The sequence below is a fragment of the Cognaticolwellia beringensis genome (assembly GCF_002076895.1).
Taxonomy (GTDB): domain Bacteria; phylum Pseudomonadota; class Gammaproteobacteria; order Enterobacterales; family Alteromonadaceae; genus Cognaticolwellia; species Cognaticolwellia beringensis.
Map to the genome: position 1 here is coordinate 1,988,191 of NZ_CP020465.1, position 26,526 is coordinate 2,014,716.

Consider the following 26,526-nt stretch of genomic DNA (forward strand, 5'->3'; position numbering starts at 1 on the left):
ATATCAGATAAATAGTATTTTCATTGTAGATCAACCATCTGCAGCATCTTGTACGGCTTCACCCGCGCTTTCTATATCCTTACCTGCGCCTTCAATAGTGGCGCAAGCACCTAAGGCAATACTGAGTAACAATACCGTTATTATTGATTTGATGTTTGCATAGTATGTTTTGGCTTTCATTTTATGTTCCTTTCGGTTATTACCATGTTGAGATAGATAACATCTTGCTGAGCGCTGTTTTATCTTCATTAGAGTATGGCGCAATTAAACACTTTTGCTTTTTCTATCTTAATTATTTGAAGTGTTGCCTAAGGGCACATAATTATTGAATGTCATCATCGTCTGAATCAATTGGAAGAGTGACAGTATTCATTGTTTACCTCCTTTTAAGTGATGTAATGGTTAAACTATATAAAATAGTAATCAAGAGTTGTGCCATTAATTAAATACATAATAAACAATTGTTTATATTTTCATTCGGCAAATTATTGGATCGTTATATGTAAATATTACAGACCCATATGTCAGGTCTGCAATATGGGTAGTTTGTGGTTAGTTACAAATAATATTTAATGACTCCGGCATAATTTCAATATGTAAACTACTTGCTGAGAAGACTTCACCATCGATAACATATTCAAGTTTTTGTTTAGCATTTACGACGACTTTCTTAGCGCTCATATGTTCGCTTTGCATGAGGCTAGTTTGTTCAGAAAGCCCAGAAAATGCTAACTCCGCTAAGCTAAGCACACTATCGGTTATGTCTTGTTGAGGCGGTATCCAAGTTACATCGAGTAAACCATCTTTAATATCGGGCTCACCTCCACCTTGCGCTAATATGGTGGTAAATGGTGCAGCATTAGCAACCACTAGGCTGGTTGTTTTAATAGTTTGAATAGGAAAATCATCAGCTTGTATCTCTAACGTTAATGTTTCATTTTTATTAATCGCTTGCCACAATGCTTGTACGTAAGCGAACTGACCACCGATATCCTTCTTGGCTCTGTCTGAATTAGTGATCATTTTATTTTCAAATCCTAACCCTGCTAGCAGTAACATTAGATTTTCATTGCACTTCGCGCTATCAATTTTTGTAACTTTACCGGCAATAATTGCATCGCAAGCTATGCTAAGAGGAATTAACTTGCTGCCAAAGCCAAAAAGTACATGTGCTAGCGCATTGGCTGTGCCCATAGGTAAAATACCCATGATGATGTCAGATTTCACTAACTCGCCAGCCACTTCGGTCAATGTGCCGTCACCACCACAGGCAATAATAGTCTTTGCACCATTTTGTAAGGCTTGCTGAGTTAAATGCGCGGCGCTAATTTGTTTGCTAGTTTCTAAAATATGGAGAACGAAATAGGGTGACAAACGCTCAATAACTTCTGCTTTACTGTTAGTCCATTTACCCCCGCCAGACACAGGATTAGCGATTATCCATATCGGTTGTTGTTGGTTGAATAGCTCGTCTTTTTTAAATTGAATTAACGCTCTTAACTGAGCTTTATTTAATCCTGCGGTAGCACGTACTCCTTGTATTTTTTCTAATGCTTGGGCAACGCTGAGTGATTTGTTTTTACTTAACAAGTAAGCTGCCATAACCAAAACAGATCTGCCACGACCCAAAGCACAATGTATAACCACTGCTTTAGATTTTGAAATATGATTTTCTATCCAATGAATGGCTTTAAGTAATTCTTGCGATTTTGGGCTTGAATGATCTAAAACAGGTAAATTGAAGTAATCTAACTCTTCACTTTCCGCGGTCCAATCAAGGCCATCAAACTCAGCGGTTACGTCTAATATCGCAGATACACCGATTTTTCTTAAGTAACTGATGTCTGATGGGAAAAGTCGGCAGGCCAAAAACAAGTTTTGCTCAATTTTTTGAATGGCAGGAACCTTGTCATGCTTGCGAGCCCAAGCGTTATAAAGTTGAACACCCAATAAAAATGGGATAAAAAGCCAGCGGATGTAAAAAGGAATACTGCCATTACTTTTTTTTCTGAACACCCAAGGTGAATCGAAAATATAAGCTAAGCTCACTATCGATAATGACAAACCAAGCCAAGCAAAAATTGCTTTAGAATATATATCGTTGCTGAATAATAGTATTGTAAATGCCAAAATGGCACCACTCAGATAATACTTAACGATAAACATGGAATGACTCCTATTTTCGATCACTTGTTTAGTTGAGCTATATAATTAAAGTTATGGGTAATAAAATCTTCAGTTTTAGAATCGAGTTGATGACGGTTATAATTCACTTTAGACTTACCGACCCTTTTATATCGGCAAGACCTACTGTATTTAATCTATAGTTAATGAGCCATTTCTGCTCGGTATTGCGTGGCAAGATCTACTTTTTGCTTAGCACTCAAATTTTTCCCCGCTTGCTGAAAAAATTCTCTTTCTTCTTCAGTTATGTGGTGGAGTACTTTATTTTGTAAGGCTTTCATAGTTTTCAGCCAAACAGGCGAGTCCATGTCGGTTGTTTCTAACTGGGCAATAATTTTGTCTATATCGTGATGTTCTGCAATCGCATGCCGAGCAAGTTCGATAGTTGCATCAAGTTTCATCAATGGCATGTAAAAGTAACGTTCTTCAGCAATCGAATGCTGCTTAAGTTGGAATTTTAAGTCGATAAAGAAGTCTCGACGACTTGCTGAATCGCCAGTAGTTTCAACTAAAACTTTCATCAGTAATCGCTGTTTTTCATGATCACTGCGTAACGCGGAAAAAATGTCCATGGTAGTACCTCTTTTTACTGATCGTTAATTATTAATACTAATAAAGCTAAGGTATGGATCACTCAGCGCAAATTAGATAGAGAACATTAATATTTATAGGCTAAGCATCAATGGTATAAAGTGGTAACTATAGGCCGATAATATATTTTACAATCAGTTTGTAATTAGTCAGGCTTATACATAAGCCAAAAGTGTACCAAGAACAAAAGTTGTTGTAATTTATTGTTTTTATAGGTTTTAATTGTAATGCTGACAGCGAGTGTTAATTGAGGCTTTTCGTTTACAGAAAAAATTACACGTTGTTGGGTAATTTTTTTATAGTTTGAAAGTTAAAGTGGCAAGCTATATAAGATTTTTTAGTATCTCAAGGTTAATCGGTTTTAATATTGCTTTATCAATTCCTGCCTTTGTTAAGGTCTTTTCATTTACTGATTCGCCACTGACCAAGATCAAGGTTATATCAGGATGTAGCTGTTTAATCGACTCGGCTAAATCTAAGCCATTGGCATCTGGTAAGTGTAAATCAAGTAATATTGTTGTCCAGTTACTTTCTTTGTTTAACAAGTCTTGGCAAGCTTTTGCTGTTTGGACTTTTAGTGCTTCAATACCTAACGATCCCAGCAGTAAAACGGTAACATCAGCAGCATCTTCATCGTCTTCAACTACTAAAACTCTTTGTGTATTCGGCGGGTTTTCAACTTTGAGATAGTTTTTTAGACTGCGGTGAAGTTCAGCTTTATTTATTGGTTTGGCAACTATCTGATTAAAACCAAGTGCCAATAATTCTTGTTTCACACCTTTCATGGTCGCAGCAGTTACCGCGATAATTGGTTTACTATAACCTAACTCCCTCAATTGCTTTATTGTGCGTTTTCCATCCAATTTGGGCATGTGAATATCCATCAGCGCGATATCGAAACACCTATCTTCAGCTGTGGCTAATTTAAATTGTTCAAGTGCTTCTAGCCCATTAGATGCATAAGTAACTTTTAGGCCAAATGATAGGCAAATTTGGCCTATTAATAGCCGTATATCTTCCATATCATCAACCACTAATACCTGTCCCTGCAATTGAGGAAATGACAAAGAATAGCTTGGTAAGTGTTTTTGTTCAAAGGCTAAAATAGCCCTTTCTTGCGTGATAATATCACCGGGATCAATGGTGAAGGTAAACTCGCTGCCCTGGTTCAATAATGATTGAACGTGGATACTCCCACCCATGTGTTTAATCAATTCAGAACAAATTGATAAACCTAAGCCTGCACCCTGTTCTTTTCTTGAGATAAAATCTTCAACTTGTTCAAAAGGCTTAAAGATGGTTTCTAACATAGCCTCAGGAATACCTTGGCCGGTATCCGATACTTTAAAAGCTAATACCTCTTTGTTATCAACAAATTCAGTCCAAATACTTAATTCTATTTGGCCTTGATCAGTAAACTTTATACCGTTATGTAGTAAATTAATTAAAACTTGGCGCAGTCTTATAGGATCAGAGAAAATTTCGAGTGGTAACGGACTGTCTTCTCGAATGACTAATTTAAGGGTTTTATCTGCAGCATGGACTTGCATCAAGCTAAAAATATCAGCAATAAAACTATCTAAATTAATTTTAGAAAAGTTATATTCGAGCTTACCAACCGCAATTTTTGATAAGTCGAGTACATTGTTCAGTAAGCCAAGCAAATGTTGGCCATTATTTAAAATAATATTGAGTTCAGATTTTGCATCTGGGGCTTTATTACCGTTAAGTAATATTTCGGTATAGCCGAGTATTGATGTTAATGGTGTGCGCAGTTCATGACTAAGGTGAGCTAGAAATCGATCTTTGGATTGATTTTGTGTTTCGGCATTGATGCGCTCAACCCGTTCATTTTCAATCTCTTGTCTTGCCAGCGCATATCGTATTGCGCGGGCAAATCGTGAGGTAGTAATTTCACCTTTAACTAGGTAATCAACGGCGCCTGCGGCAAGCGCAGACTGATCGAGAGTTTCGTCAGATTGCCCTGTTAGCATTATAATGGGAATTGAACAGCCATTTTTTGAGGCTGTTTCTAACACCGTTAAGCCGTTGTATGCCCCAAGCTGATAATCGAGTAGACAAATATCATGTTCACCAAGGCTGAGTTGCTCGAGTGCTTCAGTTGGGTTGGTGACCCAGTCAATTTCAAAGAGGTGCGAGTCTAACTGGCTGAGATGGTCGCTGGTCAGAATGTAATCATCCTCGTCATCTTCAACCAGTAATACTCGAGCGACTTTTTTAACTACATTATCCATATTTATTAGTGCCGTATTGCATTATTCATTAGGTAATTCAACAAACTCTATCCAATATTTCCCCAATGCTTTCATCAGTTCAACTAACCCTTCAAAATCTACGGGCTTAGTAATATATGATGCGGCACCTAAATTATAACCTTTGATTTTGTCTTCTTCTTGTCCTGAAGTGGTGAGGATGACCACAGGAATATTTTTTAACTCCTCATCGGCTTTAATTTCTTTTAGCGCTTCCCGGCCATCCTTTCTGGGCATATTTAAATCAAGTAAGATTAAGCTGGGTCTTGGAGATTTCTCTGGATCTGAAAATTTACCTTCTCGTCTGAGATACTCAAGTAATTCAACGCCGTCTTCTACGCAATATAATGTGTTACGAACTCTACTTTCGTGCAGGGCATCTTGAGTTAGCATACGATCATCTTCATCGTCATCAGCCATCAAAATAGTGATAGGTTTGCCCTTATTGCTGTGCATGAGTATTCTCTCCGATTAAGTTAATTAAAGCATTTTCAACAGGAATTTCAATCCTGAATTGTGTTCCTTCACCTAATATACTTGTTGCGGAAATTTTACCACCATGCCGCTCAACGATACGTCTGCAAATAGCCAAGCCAATACCCGTACCTTTATATTCTGTTCTGGCATGGAGTCGTTGAAATGGCACAAATATTTTGTCAGCAAACTCCTGTTCAAAACCAATGCCATTGTCTGCTACGGTGATAATATGCCACTGTTCTAAGGCTGCTTGTTCTTGGTAATAGTTTATTTTAATTATTGGTTTTATGTCGACTTGTCGAAACTTGATCGCGTTTGATATTAAGTTAATGAATAGGTGATGCATTTGACTCGGATCCGCATTAATTGTCGGTAAGTCACTTAATAAAATTTTTGCATCGCTTTCTTCTATACTGATCTCAAGATCATCAAGAGTACTTTCAATTAATGGCTGTAACTGTACGTTTGTAAAAGGCTTTCCACGAGTTGAAATGCGAGAAAACTCGAGCAAGTCGTTAATTAGATTAGACATCCGTTCTGCTGCGTTTTTCATTCTATTAATGTAGTCAGCACCTTTTTCATCTAATAACTGGGCATATTGTGATTGTAACCGGTCACCAAAAGCACGAATTTTTCGTAGCGGTTCTTGTAAATCGTGTGAAGCAACAAAAGCAAAATCTTCTAATTCACGATTACTGCGCGATAATTCATCAGAGTAAAGCGTGAGCTCTTTTGTACGCATAGCGACTTTTTCCGCTAATACATCGTTTTGCTGCTCAAGTTGTTGGCGATATCTCACTTCGTTTTTTGCATTTAATCGAGCAAAAAATGCCAAGCCTAATAGCAATAAAGCACTGGTAATACCGGAGATAGCGAAAGTAACTTTTGCCTCGCGCTCTACTGTTGATAGGATGGCAAATAAAGTATTTCTGTGGTTGATTTCTAGTATTTTTATATGTTCGAGTTCTGCTCTTAATTCTTTATATAAATCACGTCCGGTGCCAGTCATAACAAGTTTTAATGCGCTTTTTTCTTCGTTGGCCAGAGCAAGTTCAATGGTTATTTTTAATTCATGTACCTTTTGTTCTACCAGTCTAATCAAAGAAGCTATGCGTTTTGCTTGCTCGGGTACTTCAGAATGTAATTTTTTCGTGTCAATAAGTTGCTCACTTAAACGACTTATTGCATCTTCGTAAGGAGTTAAATATTCAGGTATTTCGGTAAGTAAATATCCTCGCTGACCGGTTTCTGCCATTAACACTAAATTATGTAAATCGTCTAATTCAATAATAACGTCGCCGGTATTATATAAACTGCTTTGCGTAGTTGATAAGTCTTCAATTGTTTTCATGGCAAGAACGCCGTTGATTATTATCATGACAATAATAATGGTTGTGATCACAACCCAACTGAATACAGAGTTTTCAAAAAGTCTTTTAATAGGCATAGCGAATCACTTTTTGCTTAGAAAAGTTCACCAGAAGTACTTTAGTCAAGGCATGTGTAGTTATACTTTTCATCGTTGTTGAGCAAATTCGGTAACATCTTGTAGGCGCGTACTACAATCTTGGCAAGCATCAATAATTTTATTAACAGCTGCGAGTGCTTTTTCCTTCGGCATATCGTTTTCTAAGACCATTTTGATCAACTCTGCTTGCATAGATATTCTATTTAGAGGTGCTCGAGTATCATGTATTAATTGATTAATATCGCTTTTTCTCTGATTCACTTTCATTTCCTCATTTTAATTTTGTCGATAAAAGTTAATGTATTAGAGCTAGCCTAAACCGTAAAGTCACCATAAGCATGTAACCTGTTGTACAGTGTTTTAGTACTAATGCCCAACATTTCAGCCGCTTGTGTTTTGTTACCATCGACTTTATCGAGTGTGACCCGAATAAGCTCTTTTTCAAGATCTTCAATAGTTTGCCCGGCAGAGACCGCTGCTGATTTATTACCTGCTGATGCAAATGGAGAGATAAAAGTCTTAGGTAATTGAATGTGTTCGCTTGTCGGATCACTCATGATAAATGCCCTATGTATGGCATGCCTCAACTCTCTAATATTACCTGGCCAGCTATTGTTTTTCAAAATATCCAACTGCTCTTCTTGCCACTTAAATGAGGCATTATTTTCTTGATTAAGTTGTTGTAAAAACACTTCAGCTAGCAGTGGAATATCTTCTTTTCTTTCGCTTAGCGGCGGAATATTGATTGGAAAAACCGCTAAGCGGTAATAAACATCTTCTCGAATCACCTTACCTTCAGCTAGTTCTGACATGGTTCGGTTAGTGGCAGATACTACTCGACAATTAACTTCAATTTCTTGTGTGCCGCCAACCGGTATGACACGTTTATTTTCTAACACACGTAACAAATTCGGCTGCATGTCGATCGGCATTTCGGTTATTTCATCAAGAAAAAGCGTTCCGTTACCGGCTCGAACAAATACCCCTTCTTTGCGAGCTACAGCACCGGTAAACGCACCTTTTTCGTGACCAAACAGCTCACTACTTATTAACTCTTTTGATAACGCACCACAGTTAGTGGCGACAATAGGATCAGTTGTGCCAGTACATGCGTGGATCGCATTAGCTACGACTTCTTTACCGACACCACTTTCACCCATTAACATAACGTTGGCAGACGTTTTAGCGACACGTTCTATCATAGTGTATAGCTCTAACATGGGTTTTGACTCACCCACCAGACAACCAAAATGCAGTGTTGGCATATTGCTATTTTGAATTTTTGGTTTTTTACTTTTTCTATTCAGTGTTGCTTCTATATCTTCGCGCTGCAGCGGCTTAACAATATAGCTAACTTTAGGCCCACATAAGCCAGCAAGCATGCCTTTAACAGAAGGGTGACCCGTTATTAAGGTAATATAGGGAGTTAGGTGGTTTTGTTGTAAAAAATCGATCAGGTGTAAACCGCTGCCGTCGGGTAACATAAAATCAAGTAAAACATGGTCGAACTTTTGCTGATTAAGCCATTCTTTAGCTTCTTTTAAGTTCGATGCTACGCAGACATCATGCCCAATAAATTCTATTATTTGGCACGCGACCTCTGTAAATTCAGAATCGTCATCAACCAAAAGCACTTGTAGCATTTTTTCATCCTATGAAATTTTAATAATTTACGAATTTTATAATAACAAATAACACGAAATATCATAAAGTTAATTTAAATTATTATCGGGAAAATTTTTTAAATTTTATAAATAAGCAGTCCCTAATATGCTTGATAAGCTTTGTATTTAGGGTGAATTTCTAGATAGTCACACCAAGTACTAAAATTTTGATAATTGAAGCGCTTGTCTGTCGTGGTGATCCAACGTGATGTTGACTTTACATTGAGCTGAAACTTTACCTTATAGCCATCAATCGCGACATAACAAGCTAAGGGCTCAAAGGTTTCGTTTTTAATTTTTACGCGTGTATAGCCAGCCGATGATTCACCAAAGGTGACGGTTGTTTTTGGTGAAGCCCAAATAACTGGGCTAATAAGTATTATTGCTACGCATAAATATTTTGTAATTTTCATATCTTAACTTTTTGTTTTAAAGTGTTTTTCAGCCATTATTTATGTTTTAAAGCTTGAGAATAATTAAAACTTTCTAAAGATAATTTTAATTATACCATTGAAAGCTTCAATCCGCGTCTCCATTACTATTATCACAACAAAACATGTGTCGAAAACGACAACGATTAAAGACGCAGTAAAAAGAGACCTTATTCATGGCTAACATTACCCCGATTAAAAAAGAAACTCATCAGAACATCAAAATCGCTACTAAGCGTGATTTATCTAACGTATCTAATCAACATATTGCACCAATTACCGCGCCTGAGTATTCTCAAGCGGCAACAAGTTATCCTATTGTACTTGTTAAAGATCAAGGCACAGAGCGTTACCGTAGTGTTGTAATGCTAGGTTTAGAAGCCGGTGAAAATTTATATTATAAAGAAGATTCTTGGAGTGCTGTTTATGTACCACAAAGTATTTCAATGTCTCCTTTTTCTTTAGGCTTAGACCCTGAAAAAGAAAAAACATTAACAGCTTGTGTTGATCTAGACAGCAAATTTGTTGGCGAAGATAAAGACCATGAATTATTTGACGCTGAAGGTAATGACACAGAATTCTTTAAAGGTGTGCAAGATTCATTAGGTCGTTTATACGACAATGAAGTAATGAACGAAAAATTCATTAAAGAATTACTTGATAACGATTTATTGCTAGAACTTGAACTTAATGTCAATTTCGCTGCGGGTGAAACGAAAAAACTTGTTGGCTTGTACAGCGTTGACGAGAAAAAACTTCAAGCATTAAGTGATGAGCAAGTACTTGATTTCCATAAGCGTGGTTTATTTATTCCAATTCACGCAATGCTTGGCTCTGTAGGCCAAGTCAATCGCTTAGCGCAATTACGTAATCAAAGTGAGTCACCTGCTAAAATTAACGCTATTCGCTTTACCCCTGTAACGGCTGAAGCTGAAAAAAAATAGCTTAGTAACTTATATTTGAAAAAAGGACCTTTAGGTCCTTTTTTTTGCTTTTAATTTAGTATTTTATAACTTTTTGTATAATACCAAGTTGATTAATTAACTGCGCATTTTTAATGGTTAAAATTAATAATGACGGCGTTATAAAATTTATAAGTAGAATAACTACTGACTAAATTTTATGCCTTGTCATTATCCATTTTCCCTCATGAAAAAGTAGATCACTTAATTAATCAAATTGGTATAATATTTGATTCGATTGGTATTAATTGATGAATATAAATTAAACGTCTGCTAGGATGATTTTGGCTGGCGTTGTTTAATTGATGTAGGGTTAGGGATATATACCGTATGACTGTTCAGAAAAAATTACCAAGTGATATTGAAGAAAACATCCAAAATTTAGCGGGTGATATTTATTTACAAATTGAAGATAAAATCACAGCACTTTTGAGCAGTTACAGCGATAATATTGAAATTACCCCTGAAATTATTACCACACATCCACTTTTTACTGCACTCAAAGAACAACATGAATCTCAACAGTCGCAAGCGAATAAAAGTCTCGACGATAATAATGCTGAGCTAGCCGCGCTAAAAGCAGAGCAAGTAACTCAGCAAAGCCAATTAGCAAAACTGCAAGAAGATCTCTCCAACGCAGAAAAACTTAATAGTGCAAAATTAACCGACTCAGAACAAATTCTCAAAGATAAGCTTGCTGAAAATTCGCAGCTATCGAAACAAGTAGCGACGCTTAATCAAGAAAGCAGCCAACAACAACAATTATTAAAAGCAGTGGGTTTTGAAGCAGAAAATGCGACTAAACAACTCAAAGATTTAGCAACTGAAAAAGATGCTTTAGCCAAGAACGACAAGGCAAAAGCGGCAACTTTAGCGGTTCAAAATCAACAATATTCAGATTTACAGCTTAAATTTGAGCAAGTGTCGAGCGAACTTGAGTATTTAAAAGCTGAGCAAGAGCATAAATTATTATCAAGTAATGAGCAGTTGACGCATGAGCAGCAGCAGGCGGGACTATTGAATGCAAAAGTTTCGGCTTTACAAGCAGACATTGAAGCCAAGCAAACATTATTAGATCAGCAGCAAGAAAACATAACCCACAAAGAACACGAAAATACTGACCTAACAGCAAAAAATAAGCAATTAGAACAAACTATTGCACAAATAGAGCAAAGTGGCATTGTTGCTCAACAACAGTATGAAACGCAAAAACAGAAAATGAATGATAAGTGGCTTAATGAACAAGAAAAAAATACGCAAATTTTAAAACAATCTTCTGATGATAATGAGCAAATAATTAAACAAATGCACGATGCTGAACGTGAAAAACAGAGCCTTGAAAATGAGCTTAGCGATGTTAAAGGCGAGCTCAAAGCAGTTAACAAGCAGCAACTACAAGTGCTTGATACGGTTAAGGCATTAGAGATACAAGTAGAAAAAGAACAAGCAGTAACATCTAAGCTTAGTGAAGAAAAAACCTTGCTAGAAGAAGCGCTTGTGCAAGCTGAACATGAGTATAATAATAACTACGAGCAGCAAAAACAGAAAATTGCAGAGCTAACAAACGAGTTGGCAACCATTGTCATTGAGCATAAAAGTGCTCAACAAAGCATAGCAAATCTAGAGCAGACAACCCAAGCGCAAGTTGAACAAATTACTAGGCTTGAACAACAGGTTGAAAATGAACAGCTTAAATTTAAGCAAGCTATTGAAAAAAATGATGAAAATCATAAGCAAGTAGTGGCCGGGCATCAGAAGACTTTAGCCGATAACAATGCTGCGCTGTTTGAATTACAGCGACAAGCGGATAAAACTGCGACAGAGTTAACTCATCAACTTGAAAGCAAAATTGCGTTATTAGAGAGTGAATCTACTAAACTTTCTGAATTACAGCTTGCACATGCAACAGTGACAGACAATTTAGCTAAAATTGAGCATGGCTTAAATGAAAAGCAGCAGTTACTAACAGCTGTGGAAGCCGAATTAGCAGCTGACAGAGCAAGAACTGCGAAAAATAGGCTTTTGCATCAAGAAAGTAAAGGAAAACAAGAAGTAGAATATAACAAAGCACGCGAAACAATTAAGTATCTTCGTGATGAAAATACTGAGCTAAATCGTAAGCTTGTACAACAAGTTAATGAGCTAGAAGATAAATTAACTGAGTACCGTTTGCGCTTTGAATATGCACAGAAGCAGTTGGCTAAAATAAGCAAGTAAACGGCTAGCTTTGTCGGATAGTTTTATAAGCTAGTAATGAAAACCTATGGGGAAAATATGCCCATTGATGTCTCTGTTTGTTAGATAGCACCCTCAATTACAATATACCCAGAGCATAACGCGTTAAGACTATGAAACTCGCATCTTTAAGTCACTTGGGTATATAATGCCTCTCTATTTTTTATCATTGATAATGAGACTATACGTGGCGATTCACCTACCTTTAAATAAATTAAGTCAATGGCAACAGGTGGCATTTTGTGCGGCGTTACTTGAGCGCATGTTACCTAATTATCAAATGTTCGCTGAGCATGTCGAGTTTGGTGATTATAAGGTATTGAGAAATCAACTAGACCTTATTTGGCAATGGCTCGATAAAGCGAATCGTTGCAAAATTAATTACGATGCACAAATAGCTAAACTTGAAGAGCAAGTACCTGATCCAGATGCTTTTGACTTTTTAGGCGTATTTCCTGCGCTTGATAGTGCTATGGCATTGATGTCATTGTTTCAAGCGATGCAAGACCCCGAAAGTGATGGCTTTGTTAACGTCAGTAAATTGTCAGAAAACAGCGTTAGCTATTATGTTGAGCTGAGCTTAGCCCAGCAAATTGACGAAATAACGCCTGAAGAAGATGAAATAGTGATTGAGCCACAACAAATTGCTGAACACCCTTTAATGCAATGGGAAATTGCCACGCAAAATGAGCTATTTGACTTTTTATCCACGGCAAGTGAAAACAAAGCGAGTTGTGTAAAGGCAAAAGCTATGGTGCTAGAAGAAGGCTTATCAAATTTAGGTATTGAAATTAACGCTTAATGCCATAAACATATTACTCCAGTGTTATTGTAATTTTTGCGGTCTGGCGTTAAGTAGTGGATATATTTACTCGTCATAAGTTGTATTTTAACAAGGATATATTCATTGTTTTTTGAAGGTTCAGAAAAAAAAGCTGAAATTATCATCGATGCAAAGCAGGTTTCACTAATAGATGACCTTGCTGACAGCTTTTGGCAAGCACTTGTACAATGTTGTAATGCAAAGATATTATCGAAGATTGAAAATGATGGCTGTAAAGCATTTCTGCTGTCAGAATCAAGTTTATTTGTTTGGCATGATCGCTTATTAATCCTCACCTGTGGCAATACCCGCTTAGTACACTCGGTTGAATATTTTATTCAGCAACTTGGTATGAATAAAATTCAGCAGATAACTTATCAAAGAAAAAATGAATATTTTGCTCATGCCCAGTTAAGTAGTTTTGGCGATGATATTACTTTGTTGGGGAAATATGTTGCAGGTAAAGCGTTTCGATTTGGTGAATTAGACGGTCATCATAATTATATTTTTCATCAAGATAATAACTTTCAGGTGAGCAAAGAAGATAAAACATACGAGCTAATTGCTTACCAAATTTGCCAAAAGGCCTCTGAAAAACTCACTACGGTCGGTTTAAATCCTCATGAAATTAGGGCATTTTTACAATTAGATCGGCTTTTAGCCGGGTTTATATTGGATGATTTTGTTTTTGAACCCTTTGGTTATTCCATTAATGCGATTAAAGGCCTGCAATATTTAACTATTCATATTACTCCGCAAGCGAACAGCAGTTATGTCAGTATCCAAGCCAATATTAACTTAATTACGCTGGCGCCAGAATTTTTGCGTATTTTAGCGCCTAAGTCGATTGATTTATTGAGCTTTAATGAGCTTGAATTTAGTGAGTTAGCACAGCAGTACATTCCTAAAGCGTACATTAGTAAGTCACTTTTCCAACAACATTTAAGCAATAATAGCTTAGTGAGTTTTGCGAACTATATTCTGCCACAAACCTCTTTTAGCTCTGCTGAGTTGCTCGATATTAAAGGACAGCGACACGCGCTTTAGGTTATTCAGTATTTATAAAAATAAGATGCTTCAACCATAATAAAAACAAAAAACAAAAAACAAAAAAGAATAGAGGAAATGAAATGAAGTTTGGATATATCAAACTCAAGGTTGCTTTAATCGCCTTTTCAATGCTGAATTACGTAAGCGCACAAGAAATAAATGTAAGTCATAAAATTGAACGCATTGAAATTTCTGTCAATAAAGCCATGGCGGCTTTTAAAGTACCTGGCATAGCCGTCGCAATTATTAAAGATAACGAAGTGTTATTAAGCAAAGGCTTTGGTGTGCTTAAGCATGGCAGTAAAGAAAAAGTCAATGCAGACACTTTGTTTGGTATAGCGTCAAATACTAAAGCCATGACCTCTGCACTACTTGCCGGCTTAGTGGATGAGGGCAAGCTGACCTGGCAAACCAAAGTTATTGATATTATTCCAGAGTTTCAACTCCCTGATGCTTATGTAACACGAGAATTTACTATAATCGATTTACTGTCGCATAACAGTGGTTTAGGTTTAGGTGCCGGCGATTTAATGATTTGGCCTGAAACCACACTCACCAATAAAGATGTGATTAAAGGCTTGAAGCACTTACCTCAAGTGTCGAGTTTTCGGAGTGAGTTTGCATACGATAATCTCATGTATGTTATTGCCGGTGAGATTATTGCAAGGCTAACTGGCCAACCTTGGCAAGCGGTGATTCAAGCTCGAATTTTTGATCCATTAGGTATGAACAACACTTATGCAAAATTTTCTTTAATACCTCAAAACAATAAAAACGTGGCACGTGCCCATGTGCCATTAGAGGGGGAGTTACACGTTGTTGGTGGGAACTTTTTAGAGAGGTTTTCCTCTGCGGGTTCGGTTGCATCAAGCGTTAATGATATGACGCTATGGCTTAAAGCGCAGCTAAATCGCGGACAGTATGGCGTTGATGGTGATGAGGCATTAAGGCTTTTTAGCGAACAACAAAGTCGTGAAATGTGGCAAGCACGTACGTTGATACCGGTTTCACAACAAGTATCTGAGCAAGATAAAACACACTTTAATGCCTACGCTTTAGGTTGGTTCGTTAAAGACTATCACGGCGTAAAAGTGGTACGACATACCGGCGGCATATTAGGCATGGTGTCAAAAGTAGTGATGGTGCCAGAAGAAAACTTAGCCATGGTGATTTTAACTAATCAACAATCAGGTTTTGCTTTTAATGCGTTATCTCAACAAATTTTGACCGAATATCTTGAGCTACCAGAAAAAGATTGGATTGAGCATTATGCGCTATTGCAAGAAGAAAAAATCGCCAATAAAAAGCTACATTTGGCTAAAGTGGCGGCCAAAGTTGATAAAAATTCAACACCTTCTTTGCCGTTAGCAAGTTATGCGCAAAATTATGTTGATCATTGGTATGGTGAAGTCGCCATTAGCTTAGTAAATGAAGACTTAGTGATGCAGTTTTCTAACACCCCTGCGCTGCATGGCGTATTAGAACATTATCAACACAATACTTTTATCGTCCGCTGGCATGATCGAACTTTAGAAGCCGATGCTTATGTGAACTTTAATTTAAATCCTGATGGTAGTATCAATTTTGCCACCATGAAGGCCGTGTCATGGGCGACAGATTTTAGTTTTGATTTTCATGATTTAACATTACGGCCGACGTCTGCATCCCAATAGCAGGATTAGCTCCTAAACGAGGCTATTTTGATAGAGTCGATAGACAACCTGTCCAGCAATTTTTTCTTTTAGTAGCTGCCAATGGCTTGGCATGATTTGTTGGTTGTGGTCAGTTTCCATTTCTACATAGATCAAAGCATCGTCAGTTAAGCCTTTGTCGCTTAGCAATTGCGCGGCTTGTTGAGCTAAACCTTTCCTAAAAGGCGGATCAATAAAAACTAACGAGTAATTTTGTTGATTACTTTGCAAAAAATCTAAGGCATTTTTCTGAACTACTTGAATACTTTCTGCTTTGAGGAGCGCCTTATTGTCTTTTAGCTGCTGTGCTGCAGATTTATTCAACTCTACTAAGGTAACAGAACTGGCACCGCGCGACATCGCTTCAAAACCTAGTCCACCAGAGCCGGCAAAGCAATCTAAGCAAATAGTGTCTTGAATATAGGGCATCAGCCAATTGAAGACGGTTTCTTTTACGCGATCTGTTGTTGGGCGTAAACCATCGGCCATTAATACCGGTAATTTTCGACCGCGATATTGACCTGCGATGATGCGAATTTGCCCTTTTGGCGCGTTTTTATCAGATTGTTTTTTGACTTTGCTCATAACTTAAACAGCTTTTGTTTTTTGTCGGCAGGTTAGGTGATACTATATCGACAATTTTATCCTTGTTTACTCGTGAATACCAATTTGATCTAATGAATTGTTCAACTTAGAGCGAATCCTAGTCAGATGATTTTAGTAGTAAACGTATTCATCCCATTAAGATTGTAAATACATTTATGTCAAAGAAAAAAGGTATGTTTTCCTGGTTAGGTCTGGGTAAAAAGCAACAAGAAGACGCGGCCTCAGCTGTTGAGGATGTTGTTGATAATGCAATTGAAGAAGTTGAGCAAGCTGCTGATCCTGAAACGGAATTAACAGCAGACGCAACTCATCAAGAAGAAGACATCGCGGAAAATAAATCACCACCGTTAGCAGAAGTGGTTGCACTTGATGGTGCTGTTATTGAAGAATTACCTGCAGAGCCAGAGCCAGAGCCAGAGCCAGAGCCAGAGCCAGAGCCAGAGCCAGAGCCAGAGCCAGAGCCAGAGCCAGAGCCCAAAGTCGGTTTTTTTGCGCGCTTAAAGCAGGGTCTATCAAAAACCCGCCAAAATTTAGGTGGTGGTCTTTTCAGTTTATTTAGCGGTAAAAAAATTGATGAAGAATTATTTGAAGAACTCGAAACACATTTATTACTCGCTGATGTGGGCGTAGAAACTACCACGAAAATTATTGATTCTTTAACCGAATCTGCGTCGCGTCGAGACTTAAAAGATGCGGAGGCTTTATATGAATTGTTGAAAGCCGAGCTGAAAAAAATTATAGAACCCGTTAGTCAACCACTGGTGATTAAATCCGATAACGGCCCTTTTGTTATTTTGATGGTTGGTGTTAATGGTGTGGGTAAAACAACGACCATAGGTAAATTAGCTAAGCAATTTCAAGCCGAAGGTAAATCGGTTATGTTGGCGGCGGGTGATACCTTCCGTGCAGCGGCCGTTGAACAATTGCAAGTTTGGGGTGAACGCAATGATATTCCTGTTGTTGCCCAACATACCGGTGCTGATAGTGCTTCGGTAATATTTGATGCTATCAGTGCTGCAAAAGCTCGTGGTGTAGACGTATTAATTGCTGATACTGCTGGACGATTACAAAATAAAAGTCACTTGATGGAAGAGCTTAAAAAAGTGGTTCGAGTGATGAAAAAGCTCGATGTTAATGCTCCTCATGAAGTTATGTTAACGCTTGATGCTGGCACAGGGCAAAATGCTTTAAGCCAAACAAAGCTTTTTAACGAGGCCGTTGGTTTGACAGGTTTAACCCTGACCAAGCTTGATGGTACTGCAAAAGGTGGTGTTGTTTTTGCTGTCGCAGATAAGCATGCTATTCCGATTCGCTATTTAGGGGTTGGTGAAGGCATTGATGATTTAAGACCATTTAATGGCAATGACTTTATTGACGCATTGTTCACTCACGAAGCAAAAGAAAAATAAGATTTGTTATGATCCGATTTAATAACGTTAGTAAAACATACCCAGGAGGCTTTCTAGCACTGAAAAAAGTGAGTTTTACTATTGCCCCTGGCGAAATGACGTTTTTAACAGGTCACTCTGGTGCGGGTAAGAGTACTTTGCTTAAGCTCATGAGTATGATGGAAAAGCCCAGTACGGGTAGTATTGAAATTAATGGCACTGAATTATCTACCATTAAGTACGCACAAATACCTTATGTTCGTCGTGGTATTGGTATGATTTTCCAAAATCATAATTTATTAGCGGACAGAACCGTATTTGAAAATGTGGCACTTCCGCTGATTATTGAAGGCTATAGTCATAAAGAAACCCGCAAACGCGTTGAAGCAGCGCTTGATAAAGTGCATTTAACCAGTAAATTAAAGTGTTTTCCGAATATGCTTTCAGGTGGAGAACAGCAACGTGTTGGTATTGCTCGGGCAATTGTTAATAAACCGCCGATATTATTAGCTGATGAACCCACCGGTAATTTAGATCCTAAGTTATCATTGGATATCATTCGTTTATTTGAAGAGTTTAATGAAATGGGGGTCAGTGTCTTGATTGCTACCCACGATTTAGGGCTTATAGCCCGCATGAAGTATCGAACATTGACTTTAAAACAAGGTCATATGATCACCGATGGTATTGTTGATGGCTTACAATCAATGGGTGAACGTAATGGCAGCTAATGATACACGCAACAATAGACAACAGTTAAATTGGACTGGGCGTTTTACGGCTAGAGTACTTCGACACCTGCAACAAGCGATAGGTAGTTTAGGTGATTTATGGCGCACGCCATTTACGTCGGTGATGACCGTTCTTGTTTTAGGTATTAGCTTAACCTTGCCGGCCACTTTACATTTGTTTGTAAAAAATACTCAAACGGTTACCGAACAGTGGGACTCTGCCTCAGAAATCACCTTGTTTTTACAACTATCAACGCCTGACAAAGCGGCACAAAACCTCGTACAACGTATTCAGCTTTACCCTGAAGTGGCTAATGTGGTTTATATTTCTGCGGAACAAGCGTTAACCGAATTTAAAGTTAACTCTGGCTTTGGTCAGGCATTAGAATATTTAGATGAAAACCCGTTACCGGCAACCTTATTGGTAACGCCTACCCAGCGCTTTAGTCAAGCTCAGGCCGCACGTGAATTATTGCTTAAGTTAGAGCAGGAACGTGGCGTTGACCAAGGAAAGCTTGATTTGGAATGGTTAACGCGATTACAAGCAATGGCGGCGTTAATTGAAGACGTAGTTATCGGTATAGCGATATTATTGTGTTTATCTGTAGTATTAATCATTGGTAATACCATTCGGCTGGCAATACTTAATCAAAAAGATGCGATTGCAGTGATGAAGTTAGTAGGTGCGACAGACAGCTTTATTCAACGACCATTTTTATATGCTGGTGTTTGGTACGGGGTGCTCGGTGGTTTTGTAGCGAGTATTTGTGTCGCAATTTTAGCCAGCTACCTTTCTGGCGCATTGCGCCAGTTAACGGATCTTTATCAAAGCCAATTCGTTTTAGCGGGTTTATCATTTAATGAATTATTAATACTACAGTCGACAGCCGTTGGTTTAGGGCTATTAGGTAGCTTTATTTCTGTAAGGCAACATATTCGTGCTATTGAGCCAACAGCCGATTAGTTCTTAGCGTTTATGTAAGTGATGGCTATACTTTATCACCTTGTAATCAATACTAATTTCACTGTCGGTGACAAAGTTTAACAATTTATTGACAGAAAAATTGAAAGAGAGTGTTGTTTACCTCTGTCTTCTAAGCTAATGTTGTTTTATTAAAGTCGTGATGATCGGTTATTACATCCCCCCATTCTGCATTATTTTTATTTTTCGCTTAAATGTGTATCTTGAGGTGGTTTGGGTAAATATGCTATTATCACGAGCTAGATTAGATAGAGGAGTTATTAAATGAGTGAATCAATGCAATCAATGGCGTTAACTGTTCCTAAAAGTGGCAGCATTGAAGCATACGTGCAGTCAGCGTATAGCATTCCAATGCTAACAGCTGAAAAAGAGCAAGAGCTAGCGACTCGTTTATATTCTGAAAATGATTTAAAAGCGGCACAAGAATTAATTATGTCGCATCTTCGTTTTGTTATCCATGTAGCTAAAGGTTATGCGGGCTACGGTTTACCACAAGCTGATTTAATTCAGGAAGGTAATATCGGTTTAATGAAAGCGGTTAAGCGCTTCAACCCAGAAGTCGGCGTTCGCTTAGTGTCTTTTGCAGTACACTGGATTAAAGCGGAAATTCATGAATTTGTGCTTAAAAATTGGCGAATCGTTAAAGTTGCGACGACTAAAGCACAACGAAAATTATTTTTTAACCTACGTAAAAATAAAAAGCGTTTAGGTTGGTTTAGTCATGAAGAAGTGAGTAATGTTGCTGAAACACTAGGTGTTACTACTAAAGATGTCCTGGAAATGGAGTCTCGTATGAGTAACCAAGACCAAGCATTCGAATTATCAACTGATGATGACGACAATGCGAGTGCCAGTGCATATTCTCCAGCGCAATATTTAGAAGATAAACAATCCGATCTTGCTACTGAAGTAGAAGATTCGAATTGGGAGCAACACGCTAATAAAAGGTTAAGTAATGCTTTGGTAAGTCTAGATGACCGTAGCCAAGATATTATTCGTACTCGTTGGTTACATGACGACAAAACAACTTTACAAGAGTTGGCAAATAAGTATGAAATATCAGCAGAGCGTGTGCGTCAGCTAGAGAAAAATGCACTTGCCAAGTTAAAAGGCGCAATGGCTACATAGCTTTCGTAACAACTTATTTAAAACCGGCTTCTGCCGGTTTTTTTATGGCAAAAATTCAAGATTTTGGTTTATATCAATTTGATTAATTACCTGATAATTTAAACTGCTAAGAACAACCAACTACGGCGTTATTTAATTATTATCGCTGCATGAGACCGCTAATTAGACAATGCAGGAGCTTATTGTCATGGCCATAGTTATTTGAAAAACACCTTATATTTGACTGTTTTGTGTTGGTATAAAATAGACCCGCTCATTAATGAAATTGGAATCACATCAAATAGAGTGAAATTAAAAAAGTGATTATAAAACAGCCTATTAAATGTAAATTAAGTGTAACGATTTTACCTAGATTAACACTATTAGAGTAAAGGTAACAACTCTCCAACATTAAATAACAAACCTGACTGAACTTTTGTCGCAAGATGGATTAAGGCGATATAAAGCCAGCTTATAAAAAGTTAATAATTGATGTTCGGAGAATTAAATGTATTCAGAAAATTTTTTAAGTAATGCCATTCGCGTTGCTTTATTCGTAGGCACAGCTAGCACTTTAGCTGTTGCTGGTCAGGTTAGTGCTGCTGAAGACAAAGAAGTCAGCGTTGAACGCATAGAAGTTACGGGTTCACGCATCAATCGTACTGATGTTGAAACAGCAAGCCCAGTAACCGTAATCTCATCAGAGTTTATTGCACAAAGTGGTTACAGTTCAGTAGAAGAAATTTTATCAGCACAGCCTACTGCAGCAGGTATGAATTTAGGCGCTACCAGTAATAACGGTTCAGGCGGCACAGCTACAGTTAACCTTCGTGGTATGGGCGTGCAACGCACGTTGGTCTTATTAAACGGTCGCCGTATGGTGTCATCAGGAACAGGTGCTGATTCAGCAGTAGACCTAAATACAATTCCTGTGGCTATGATCAAAAATATTGAAATTCTTAAAGACGGTGCATCTGCAGTTTATGGCTCTGATGCTATTGCGGGTGTCGTCAACATTATTACTAAAAAAGATTTTGTTGGTACAGAAGTAACCGTTGATGGTAGCCAAACCGATAAGGGCGACGGTACCAGTAAAGGTATCAGTATTTTACATGGTGTAGAGCTTACCAACGGTAATTTAGTTTTAGGCCTACAGTATTCAGATCGTGGTGAGATTATTCAGTCAGACCGTGATTTTGTTGAACCAGGTGCATCTTCATTTATTCCAACAGGTTCTATCGGTGGTTTAGTCGTAGATAAATCAGACGCATCAGGTAGTTTGATGGCTAGAAATACATCATACGATTACACTGTTGATAGCTACGCGCAAACGCCAAATGAATTACTAAGCCTTTTTAGTGCTTATAATACTGAAATAGATTCAGATACTGAACTTAGCGTAGATCTTATGTATACGCGCCGAGAGTCTAACCAGCAATTAGCACCACAGCCGGCGAATTTAGATTTAGTTACCAATAAGTTGAACACTATTCATCTTGACAACATTCAAGCTGCGTATGATGAAATCAACTCAAAGATAGTTGACCCAGATGACCATCTTGTCATTGGTGACAAGGTAAATTACCGTCGTCGTATGAATGATGCAGGCCCACGTATCTATTCACAAGAAACTGATACTTATCGCGCATCGATTGGCCTAAAAGGTTATTTAGAAAATGACGCTATGTGGGATATTTCTGCAACATACGGTCGAAATGACTCGAAAGATAGTGTTCAGAACTCAATTCATGCGGGTAATATGGAAGCCAGTATCTACCAAGACCAAAGCGCTTGGTTCAGTGGTGAAGGTTTTGATAAAAGCGCATTAGCGTCTGAAGGTATTATATACAATGAAGAGAATGAAGGCGGCAACGAGCAATTCACTTTAGCCGCTGGCTATAGTGGCGTAACCGAAGGTGATATTGGCTATGCCGTTGGTTTCGAAACTCGTCATGAAAGTGGTTATTATACCCCTGATGAAGTAACTCAAAAAGGTGAGAGTACCGCAGCTCAACAATTTGCAACTGACGGAGATTATTCTGTTCAGTCAGTTTATGGTGAAGTATCAGTACCGGTAACTGAAGCGTTAACATTTGAAGCTGCTTCACGGTACGACCAATACTCAACCTTTGGTGGTGAAATAACGTGGAAGCTTGGTGCTACTTACCGTGTAAATGACTCATTTATGGTTCGTTCAGTGGCTGCTACAGGTTTTAGAGCGCCAAGTGTAAGTGAGCTATACGGTGGTGACAGCGGTTCTTACGACTATTTAAGTGATCCGTGGGGTAATGAGCTAGATGCGCAAATTAAAGTTAATTACACCAGTGACGAAGACTTACAGCCTGAAGAAAGTGAATCATTTACTTTTGGTGTAGTGTGGGAGTTAGCTGATAATCTTTCTACGACAGTAGATTACTGGGCATTTGATATTACCAATGCGATTAGTCGTGTAGATGTTCAACAAGAATTAGATGCATGTTTTAGCGGTATTCAAGCGTCATGTACAGCGGTCAACATTACTTCTGGTGGTGATTTATCTAATCTAAGCGCGCAATTAACCAATATTGGTTCGCAAAAAACTTCAGGTGTTGATTGGAACGTTAGTTATAGCCATGACCTGTTCAAAGTTGTTTTCGATACCACATTCTTGATCGAGTTTGAGCAAGACGACACGGATTATACCGGCACGATTGATGGTAATATTGGTGGCTATTCAGACATTAAGTCTAATTTATCGGTTTACGGTTACGTAACAGAAGACTTAACCGTGCTTTATAGTGCTCAATTTATTCGTGGCATGGACGGTGAATATTACGGAGAGCAATTCTCTACTGACAATGTTATTTATCATAACGTTTCAGCCTCATACCATGTTAACGACCAATGGGTAGTTAATGGCGGTGTGAAAAACGTTTTTGATACTGAGCCTGAAGAAGTTTTAGGTGGTAATGACATGGGAACAGTACCAAGTATTTATGATGTGATAGGACGTAACTTGTTCATTAGTGCTTCATATAACTTTTAAATAACGTACAACTCGAGTTAATTGCTTGAGGTATCTACAAAAAGCGATGGCAATGTCATCGCTTTTTTGTTTTTATTTTCAGCAAAATAGAGGTTTTTTACCTAATTAGACTGAATAAGTTCGGCTAAGACCTAGCTTATCAAATTTATTTTGTTAGACTAGTCGTATAAAAATAATACTAATAATAAAAACGGAATTCCAAAATGGGATCGAGGGCGACGGAAACTAGTCAAGCGATACGCCAACTTCCTAAGTTAAAATCGTTACTTAAAAAGTACCGACAACTTAAAAACATGCAATCGGGTTTATTGCAACTGTCAGAGTTAGCCAGTTCAGTTACCGATATGGATGCGTTTTATCATGCCCTCAAACCATTAATTAAGACATTATTTGTCACTGATAGCTTTCATATCGCCCTGTTAAATTCATCTGACGAATTACAATTAACCTATTGTCAAAACCTTGGTGAAATCGCGAGTCATCAGTCTGTTGATATATCAAACTGGCGCAAAAGTTTAACCGGTTTAGTCTTACTCAACCAAAAAATGGCACATTATTCAGCCAATAAAATAATGCAGCTTGCTGAAGCTGATGAGATATCTTTATCTGACTCAGCATGTATAGATTGGTTGGGAGTACCGTTAAAGCGAGGCGAACAAGTTGTTGGTGTTATTGCCTTACAAAGTTACGATGCGAAACTGAATTTTTCTAAAAGTGACAGTGAAATTTTAACCATAATCGCTGAGCAACTTGTCAAGGCAATCGATCGTGTTCGTAGTAGAGAGTTATTAGAATCTAGTATTAGTCAGCGTACAGTTACATTAACCGAAGCCAACCAACAATTGCAGCGTGAAATTGTTGAAAGGCAGCTAGCGGTTAAGGCCCATCAAGTATTACTTAATATTTCTGAGTTAACAGCAAAGTCCCACACAATAGATAAGTTTTATCAAGCGCTGCACCACGAAGTAAATAAATTACTGCCCGCCAAAAACTTTTATATTGCATTATTATCTGATGATAAAAGCGAATTAGAGTTTCCATATTATTGTGATGAAAAACTATCACAACCAGAAACACGTGCGCTGAGCGACGGGTTATCGGAAATGACCATAAAAGCCGGTAAACCAATACTGTTAAGCGACCGAGTTCTTTATACGTTAGCGGCACAAGGTAACGTTACACAATGTGCGTTTACTAAACATTACCCTGAGCATGAAATGCCACGATCTTGGCTAGCAGCACCGTTGACAGATCACGGTGAAATTTTTGGTGTTATTGCTATTCAGCATTATCAAGATGAAAATGCTTATCAAAGCAAAGATCTCGAGCTTATGCGCTTTGTTAGTCATCATATCGCGATTGAGATTTTACGACAAAAAGTGCAACATCAAGCATTACAAAGCCATGAGGCACTTGAACAAATTATAAATAAACGCACTCAAGAGCTGCAAGCGACTAACCTTAATTTACGTATGCAAATTGAAGAACGTCGAAAAGCAGAAGCGCGCTTATATCATGAAGCTCATCATGATGCTTTAACCCAACTACCCAACAGAGCAATGTTTTCAGACCGCTTAACCTATGCTATGCGTCACTTGAAGCGCCATCCAAACCATAGATTCGCGGTGTTGTTTATTGATTTAGACCGCTTTAAAATGATTAATGACACATTAGGGCATCATGCTGGCGATCAATTTTTAATCGAAATTTCGCACCGATTGCGTGATTGCGTGCGTGATAATGATATTTTAGCGCGATTAGGTGGCGATGAGTTTGTCGTGTTACTAGACTCACTGCAGTCACTTGACGATATTGAAGAAATAGCGTCTCGTATCATTACATCTATTGCACAACCCTTTGATCTTGACGGTCATACCTTGTATTCAAATGCCAGTATTGGAATTGCCCAGAGCCGTATTACTTATAAAGATGCTAATGAAATACTGCGCGATGCTGATGCGGCCATGTATCAAGCAAAAAGTTTAGGACGCGGGCGATATGTTTTCTTTGATGATAGTATGCGGGAAAAAATTATTGCTAGCATGACGCTTGAGCAAGAATTAAGACAAGCCATTAAAAGCAAGCAGTTTGAATTACACTATCAAAAAATTTCAGATTTAACCTCAACTAAAACCCTAGGTTTTGAAGTGCTTTTGCGTTGGCAACATCCAACTAAGGGCCTGTTAACACCGAGCGAGTTTCTTTTTATGGCAGAAGAAACTGGCATGATTTTGGATATAGAAACTTGGGTGATTGAAGAAGTTTGTTTGCAATTAAAACTATGGAAAAAATCCAAAGAATATGAGCACGCCTATATCGGTGTCAACCTATCTGGACGCCATTTAATTCAGGCTAATCAATTAACTAAATTGATGGGGTTGATCAGTATTAATACAGTCGAGCCTGAGCGACTTATTCTGGAGTTTAATGAATCAGCATTTGCTCGCCATACCGAATTAGCGCTAAAAGGCTTACGTAAATTGAAAGAATTTGGCGTTAAGCTCGCTTTAGATGATTATGGTGCTGGCTTATCGTCGTTTAATTTCTTACATAACTACCCGTTTGAGTTTATTAAACTCGATCGCAGTTTTATTCGTAGTTTAAATAACAATGATAAAAATTTATCTTTAGTTAAAGCCCTGCATGAGTTGGGGACAAAATTTGGCTATAGATTAGTAGCCGAAGGTATTGAGTCTGAAGCCATGCTGCAGAAACTTCAAACTGTAGGTTGTGAATTTGGTCAGGGTTATCATATTAGCCGGCCCGCAAAAATAGTCCAAGCTAAGAGCGCAAGTAATGTTGTAGCAATGCATCGGGCTCAGCAGAGTCTTTGAAACT

At 38.0% G+C, this 26,526-nt stretch carries 21 protein-coding genes; 11 read left to right on the forward strand and 10 right to left on the reverse strand.

Going from position 1 to position 26,526, the window contains the following annotated elements; genetic code table 11:
* Positions 1-30 precede the first annotated feature (30 nt).
* The 9 genes from B5D82_RS08385 to B5D82_RS08425 all read right to left on the reverse strand — a co-directional run bounded on the left by B5D82_RS08385 (position 31) and on the right by B5D82_RS08425 (position 9,070).
* Positions 31-180, reverse strand: coding sequence for an entericidin A/B family lipoprotein (locus B5D82_RS08385; RefSeq protein WP_081150722.1), 150 nt, complete (start codon positions 178-180; stop codon positions 31-33).
* Positions 181-552: 372 nt separating this feature from the next.
* Entirely contained in the window at positions 553-2,166 is a 1,614-nt protein-coding gene (locus B5D82_RS08390; RefSeq protein WP_081150724.1) for a diacylglycerol kinase family protein, read from the reverse strand.
* Between the two features lie 161 nt (positions 2,167-2,327).
* Entirely contained in the window at positions 2,328-2,756 is a 429-nt protein-coding gene (locus tag B5D82_RS08395; RefSeq protein ID WP_081150726.1) for a hemerythrin domain-containing protein, read from the reverse strand.
* Between the two features lie 342 nt (positions 2,757-3,098).
* Positions 3,099-5,030 carry a response regulator gene (locus B5D82_RS08400; protein WP_081150728.1) on the reverse strand — a complete coding sequence of 644 codons (1,932 nt, stop codon included), beginning with the start codon at positions 5,028-5,030 and terminating at the stop codon, positions 3,099-3,101.
* 21 nt (positions 5,031-5,051) lie between these two features.
* The gene (locus B5D82_RS08405; RefSeq protein ID WP_081150730.1) at positions 5,052-5,504 is read right to left on the reverse strand and encodes a response regulator; all 453 of its coding nucleotides are present in this window, start codon (positions 5,502-5,504) and stop codon (positions 5,052-5,054) included.
* Positions 5,491-6,972 carry a sensor histidine kinase gene (locus tag B5D82_RS08410; protein ID WP_081150732.1) on the reverse strand — a complete coding sequence of 494 codons (1,482 nt, stop codon included), beginning with the start codon at positions 6,970-6,972 and terminating at the stop codon, positions 5,491-5,493. The genes B5D82_RS08405 and B5D82_RS08410 overlap by 14 nt, the downstream gene beginning before the upstream one ends.
* Before the next feature lie 69 nt (positions 6,973-7,041).
* Complete coding sequence (locus B5D82_RS08415; RefSeq protein WP_081150734.1) at positions 7,042-7,260, reverse strand: histidine kinase; 219 nt, start codon at positions 7,258-7,260, stop codon at positions 7,042-7,044.
* A gap of 47 nt (positions 7,261-7,307) precedes the next feature.
* A complete protein-coding gene (locus B5D82_RS08420; protein ID WP_081150736.1) occupies positions 7,308-8,636 on the reverse strand; it encodes a sigma-54-dependent transcriptional regulator in 1,329 nt (442 codons plus the stop codon).
* A 122-nt stretch (positions 8,637-8,758) separates the two neighbouring features.
* Entirely contained in the window at positions 8,759-9,070 is a 312-nt protein-coding gene (locus tag B5D82_RS08425) for a hypothetical protein (protein ID WP_081150738.1), read from the reverse strand.
* A 194-nt stretch (positions 9,071-9,264) separates the two neighbouring features.
* Here B5D82_RS08425 and B5D82_RS08430 point away from each other — a divergent pair, with 194 nt between their 5' ends.
* From B5D82_RS08430 to B5D82_RS08450, 5 genes are all read left to right on the forward strand, one after another.
* Complete coding sequence (locus B5D82_RS08430; protein ID WP_081150740.1) at positions 9,265-10,032, forward strand: SapC family protein; 768 nt, start codon at positions 9,265-9,267, stop codon at positions 10,030-10,032.
* 348 nt (positions 10,033-10,380) lie between these two features.
* The gene (locus B5D82_RS08435; RefSeq protein WP_081150742.1) at positions 10,381-12,267 is read left to right on the forward strand and encodes a coiled-coil domain-containing protein; all 1,887 of its coding nucleotides are present in this window, start codon (positions 10,381-10,383) and stop codon (positions 12,265-12,267) included.
* A 205-nt stretch (positions 12,268-12,472) separates the two neighbouring features.
* Complete coding sequence (locus B5D82_RS08440; RefSeq protein WP_081154413.1) at positions 12,473-13,087, forward strand: YjaG family protein; 615 nt, start codon at positions 12,473-12,475, stop codon at positions 13,085-13,087.
* 105 nt (positions 13,088-13,192) lie between these two features.
* Positions 13,193-14,155, forward strand: coding sequence for an adenosylmethionine decarboxylase (locus B5D82_RS08445; protein ID WP_157673859.1), 963 nt, complete (start codon positions 13,193-13,195; stop codon positions 14,153-14,155).
* A gap of 83 nt (positions 14,156-14,238) precedes the next feature.
* A complete protein-coding gene (locus tag B5D82_RS08450) occupies positions 14,239-15,831 on the forward strand; it encodes a serine hydrolase (RefSeq protein WP_081150746.1) in 1,593 nt (530 codons plus the stop codon).
* 12 nt (positions 15,832-15,843) lie between these two features.
* Here B5D82_RS08450 and rsmD read toward each other — a convergent pair whose 3' ends face one another.
* Positions 15,844-16,434, reverse strand: coding sequence for a 16S rRNA (guanine(966)-N(2))-methyltransferase RsmD (gene rsmD, locus B5D82_RS08455; protein ID WP_081150748.1), 591 nt, complete (start codon positions 16,432-16,434; stop codon positions 15,844-15,846).
* 176 nt (positions 16,435-16,610) lie between these two features.
* Here rsmD and ftsY point away from each other — a divergent pair, with 176 nt between their 5' ends.
* The 6 genes from ftsY (at position 16,611) to B5D82_RS08485 (ending at position 26,522) form a co-directional block, all read left to right on the forward strand.
* Positions 16,611-17,864 carry a signal recognition particle-docking protein FtsY gene (gene ftsY, locus B5D82_RS08460; protein WP_081150750.1) on the forward strand — a complete coding sequence of 418 codons (1,254 nt, stop codon included), beginning with the start codon at positions 16,611-16,613 and terminating at the stop codon, positions 17,862-17,864.
* 8 nt (positions 17,865-17,872) lie between these two features.
* Positions 17,873-18,574, forward strand: coding sequence for a cell division ATP-binding protein FtsE (gene ftsE / locus B5D82_RS08465; RefSeq protein WP_081150752.1), 702 nt, complete (start codon positions 17,873-17,875; stop codon positions 18,572-18,574).
* Positions 18,564-19,538: a permease-like cell division protein FtsX gene (gene ftsX / locus B5D82_RS08470; RefSeq protein ID WP_081150754.1), complete on the forward strand. Its 975-nt coding sequence runs from the start codon at positions 18,564-18,566 to the stop codon at positions 19,536-19,538. Before ftsE ends, ftsX begins: the two co-directional genes overlap by 11 nt.
* Before the next feature lie 282 nt (positions 19,539-19,820).
* Complete coding sequence (gene rpoH / locus B5D82_RS08475; RefSeq protein ID WP_081150756.1) at positions 19,821-20,684, forward strand: RNA polymerase sigma factor RpoH; 864 nt, start codon at positions 19,821-19,823, stop codon at positions 20,682-20,684.
* 487 nt (positions 20,685-21,171) lie between these two features.
* Positions 21,172-23,688, forward strand: a complete 2,517-nt coding sequence (locus B5D82_RS08480) for a TonB-dependent receptor plug domain-containing protein (RefSeq protein ID WP_081150758.1) — start codon at positions 21,172-21,174, stop codon at positions 23,686-23,688.
* A 203-nt stretch (positions 23,689-23,891) separates the two neighbouring features.
* Positions 23,892-26,522 (forward strand): bifunctional diguanylate cyclase/phosphodiesterase, encoded by a 2,631-nt coding sequence (locus B5D82_RS08485; protein ID WP_081150760.1) that lies wholly within the window; start codon positions 23,892-23,894, stop codon positions 26,520-26,522.
* Positions 26,523-26,526: the final 4 nt, after the last annotated feature.

Excerpts from the sequence above, each read along its gene's own strand:
- B5D82_RS08400 (WP_081150728.1), bottom strand. The coding sequence starts at position 5,030 with ATGGATAATGTAGTTAAAAAAGTCGCTCGAGTATTACTGGTTGAAGAT.
- B5D82_RS08425 (WP_081150738.1), bottom strand. The coding sequence starts at position 9,070 with ATGAAAATTACAAAATATTTATGCGTAGCAATAATACTTATTAGCCCA.
- B5D82_RS08480 (WP_081150758.1), top strand. The coding sequence starts at position 21,172 with ATGTATTCAGAAAATTTTTTAAGTAATGCCATTCGCGTTGCTTTATTC.
- ftsE (WP_081150752.1), top strand. The coding sequence starts at position 17,873 with ATGATCCGATTTAATAACGTTAGTAAAACATACCCAGGAGGCTTTCTA.
- B5D82_RS08435 (WP_081150742.1), top strand. The coding sequence starts at position 10,381 with ATGACTGTTCAGAAAAAATTACCAAGTGATATTGAAGAAAACATCCAA.
- ftsX (WP_081150754.1), top strand. The coding sequence starts at position 18,564 with ATGGCAGCTAATGATACACGCAACAATAGACAACAGTTAAATTGGACT.
- rsmD (WP_081150748.1), bottom strand. The coding sequence starts at position 16,434 with ATGAGCAAAGTCAAAAAACAATCTGATAAAAACGCGCCAAAAGGGCAA.
- B5D82_RS08415 (WP_081150734.1), bottom strand. The coding sequence starts at position 7,260 with ATGAAAGTGAATCAGAGAAAAAGCGATATTAATCAATTAATACATGAT.
- B5D82_RS08390 (WP_081150724.1), bottom strand. The coding sequence starts at position 2,166 with ATGTTTATCGTTAAGTATTATCTGAGTGGTGCCATTTTGGCATTTACA.
- B5D82_RS08450 (WP_081150746.1), top strand. The coding sequence starts at position 14,239 with ATGAAGTTTGGATATATCAAACTCAAGGTTGCTTTAATCGCCTTTTCA.
- B5D82_RS08395 (WP_081150726.1), bottom strand. The coding sequence starts at position 2,756 with ATGGACATTTTTTCCGCGTTACGCAGTGATCATGAAAAACAGCGATTA.
- B5D82_RS08410 (WP_081150732.1), bottom strand. The coding sequence starts at position 6,972 with ATGCCTATTAAAAGACTTTTTGAAAACTCTGTATTCAGTTGGGTTGTG.
- B5D82_RS08430 (WP_081150740.1), top strand. The coding sequence starts at position 9,265 with ATGGCTAACATTACCCCGATTAAAAAAGAAACTCATCAGAACATCAAA.
- B5D82_RS08420 (WP_081150736.1), bottom strand. The coding sequence starts at position 8,636 with ATGCTACAAGTGCTTTTGGTTGATGACGATTCTGAATTTACAGAGGTC.
- B5D82_RS08405 (WP_081150730.1), bottom strand. The coding sequence starts at position 5,504 with ATGCACAGCAATAAGGGCAAACCTATCACTATTTTGATGGCTGATGAC.
- B5D82_RS08485 (WP_081150760.1), top strand. The coding sequence starts at position 23,892 with ATGGGATCGAGGGCGACGGAAACTAGTCAAGCGATACGCCAACTTCCT.
- B5D82_RS08385 (WP_081150722.1), bottom strand. The coding sequence starts at position 180 with ATGAAAGCCAAAACATACTATGCAAACATCAAATCAATAATAACGGTA.
- rpoH (WP_081150756.1), top strand. The coding sequence starts at position 19,821 with ATGAGTGAATCAATGCAATCAATGGCGTTAACTGTTCCTAAAAGTGGC.
- ftsY (WP_081150750.1), top strand. The coding sequence starts at position 16,611 with ATGTCAAAGAAAAAAGGTATGTTTTCCTGGTTAGGTCTGGGTAAAAAG.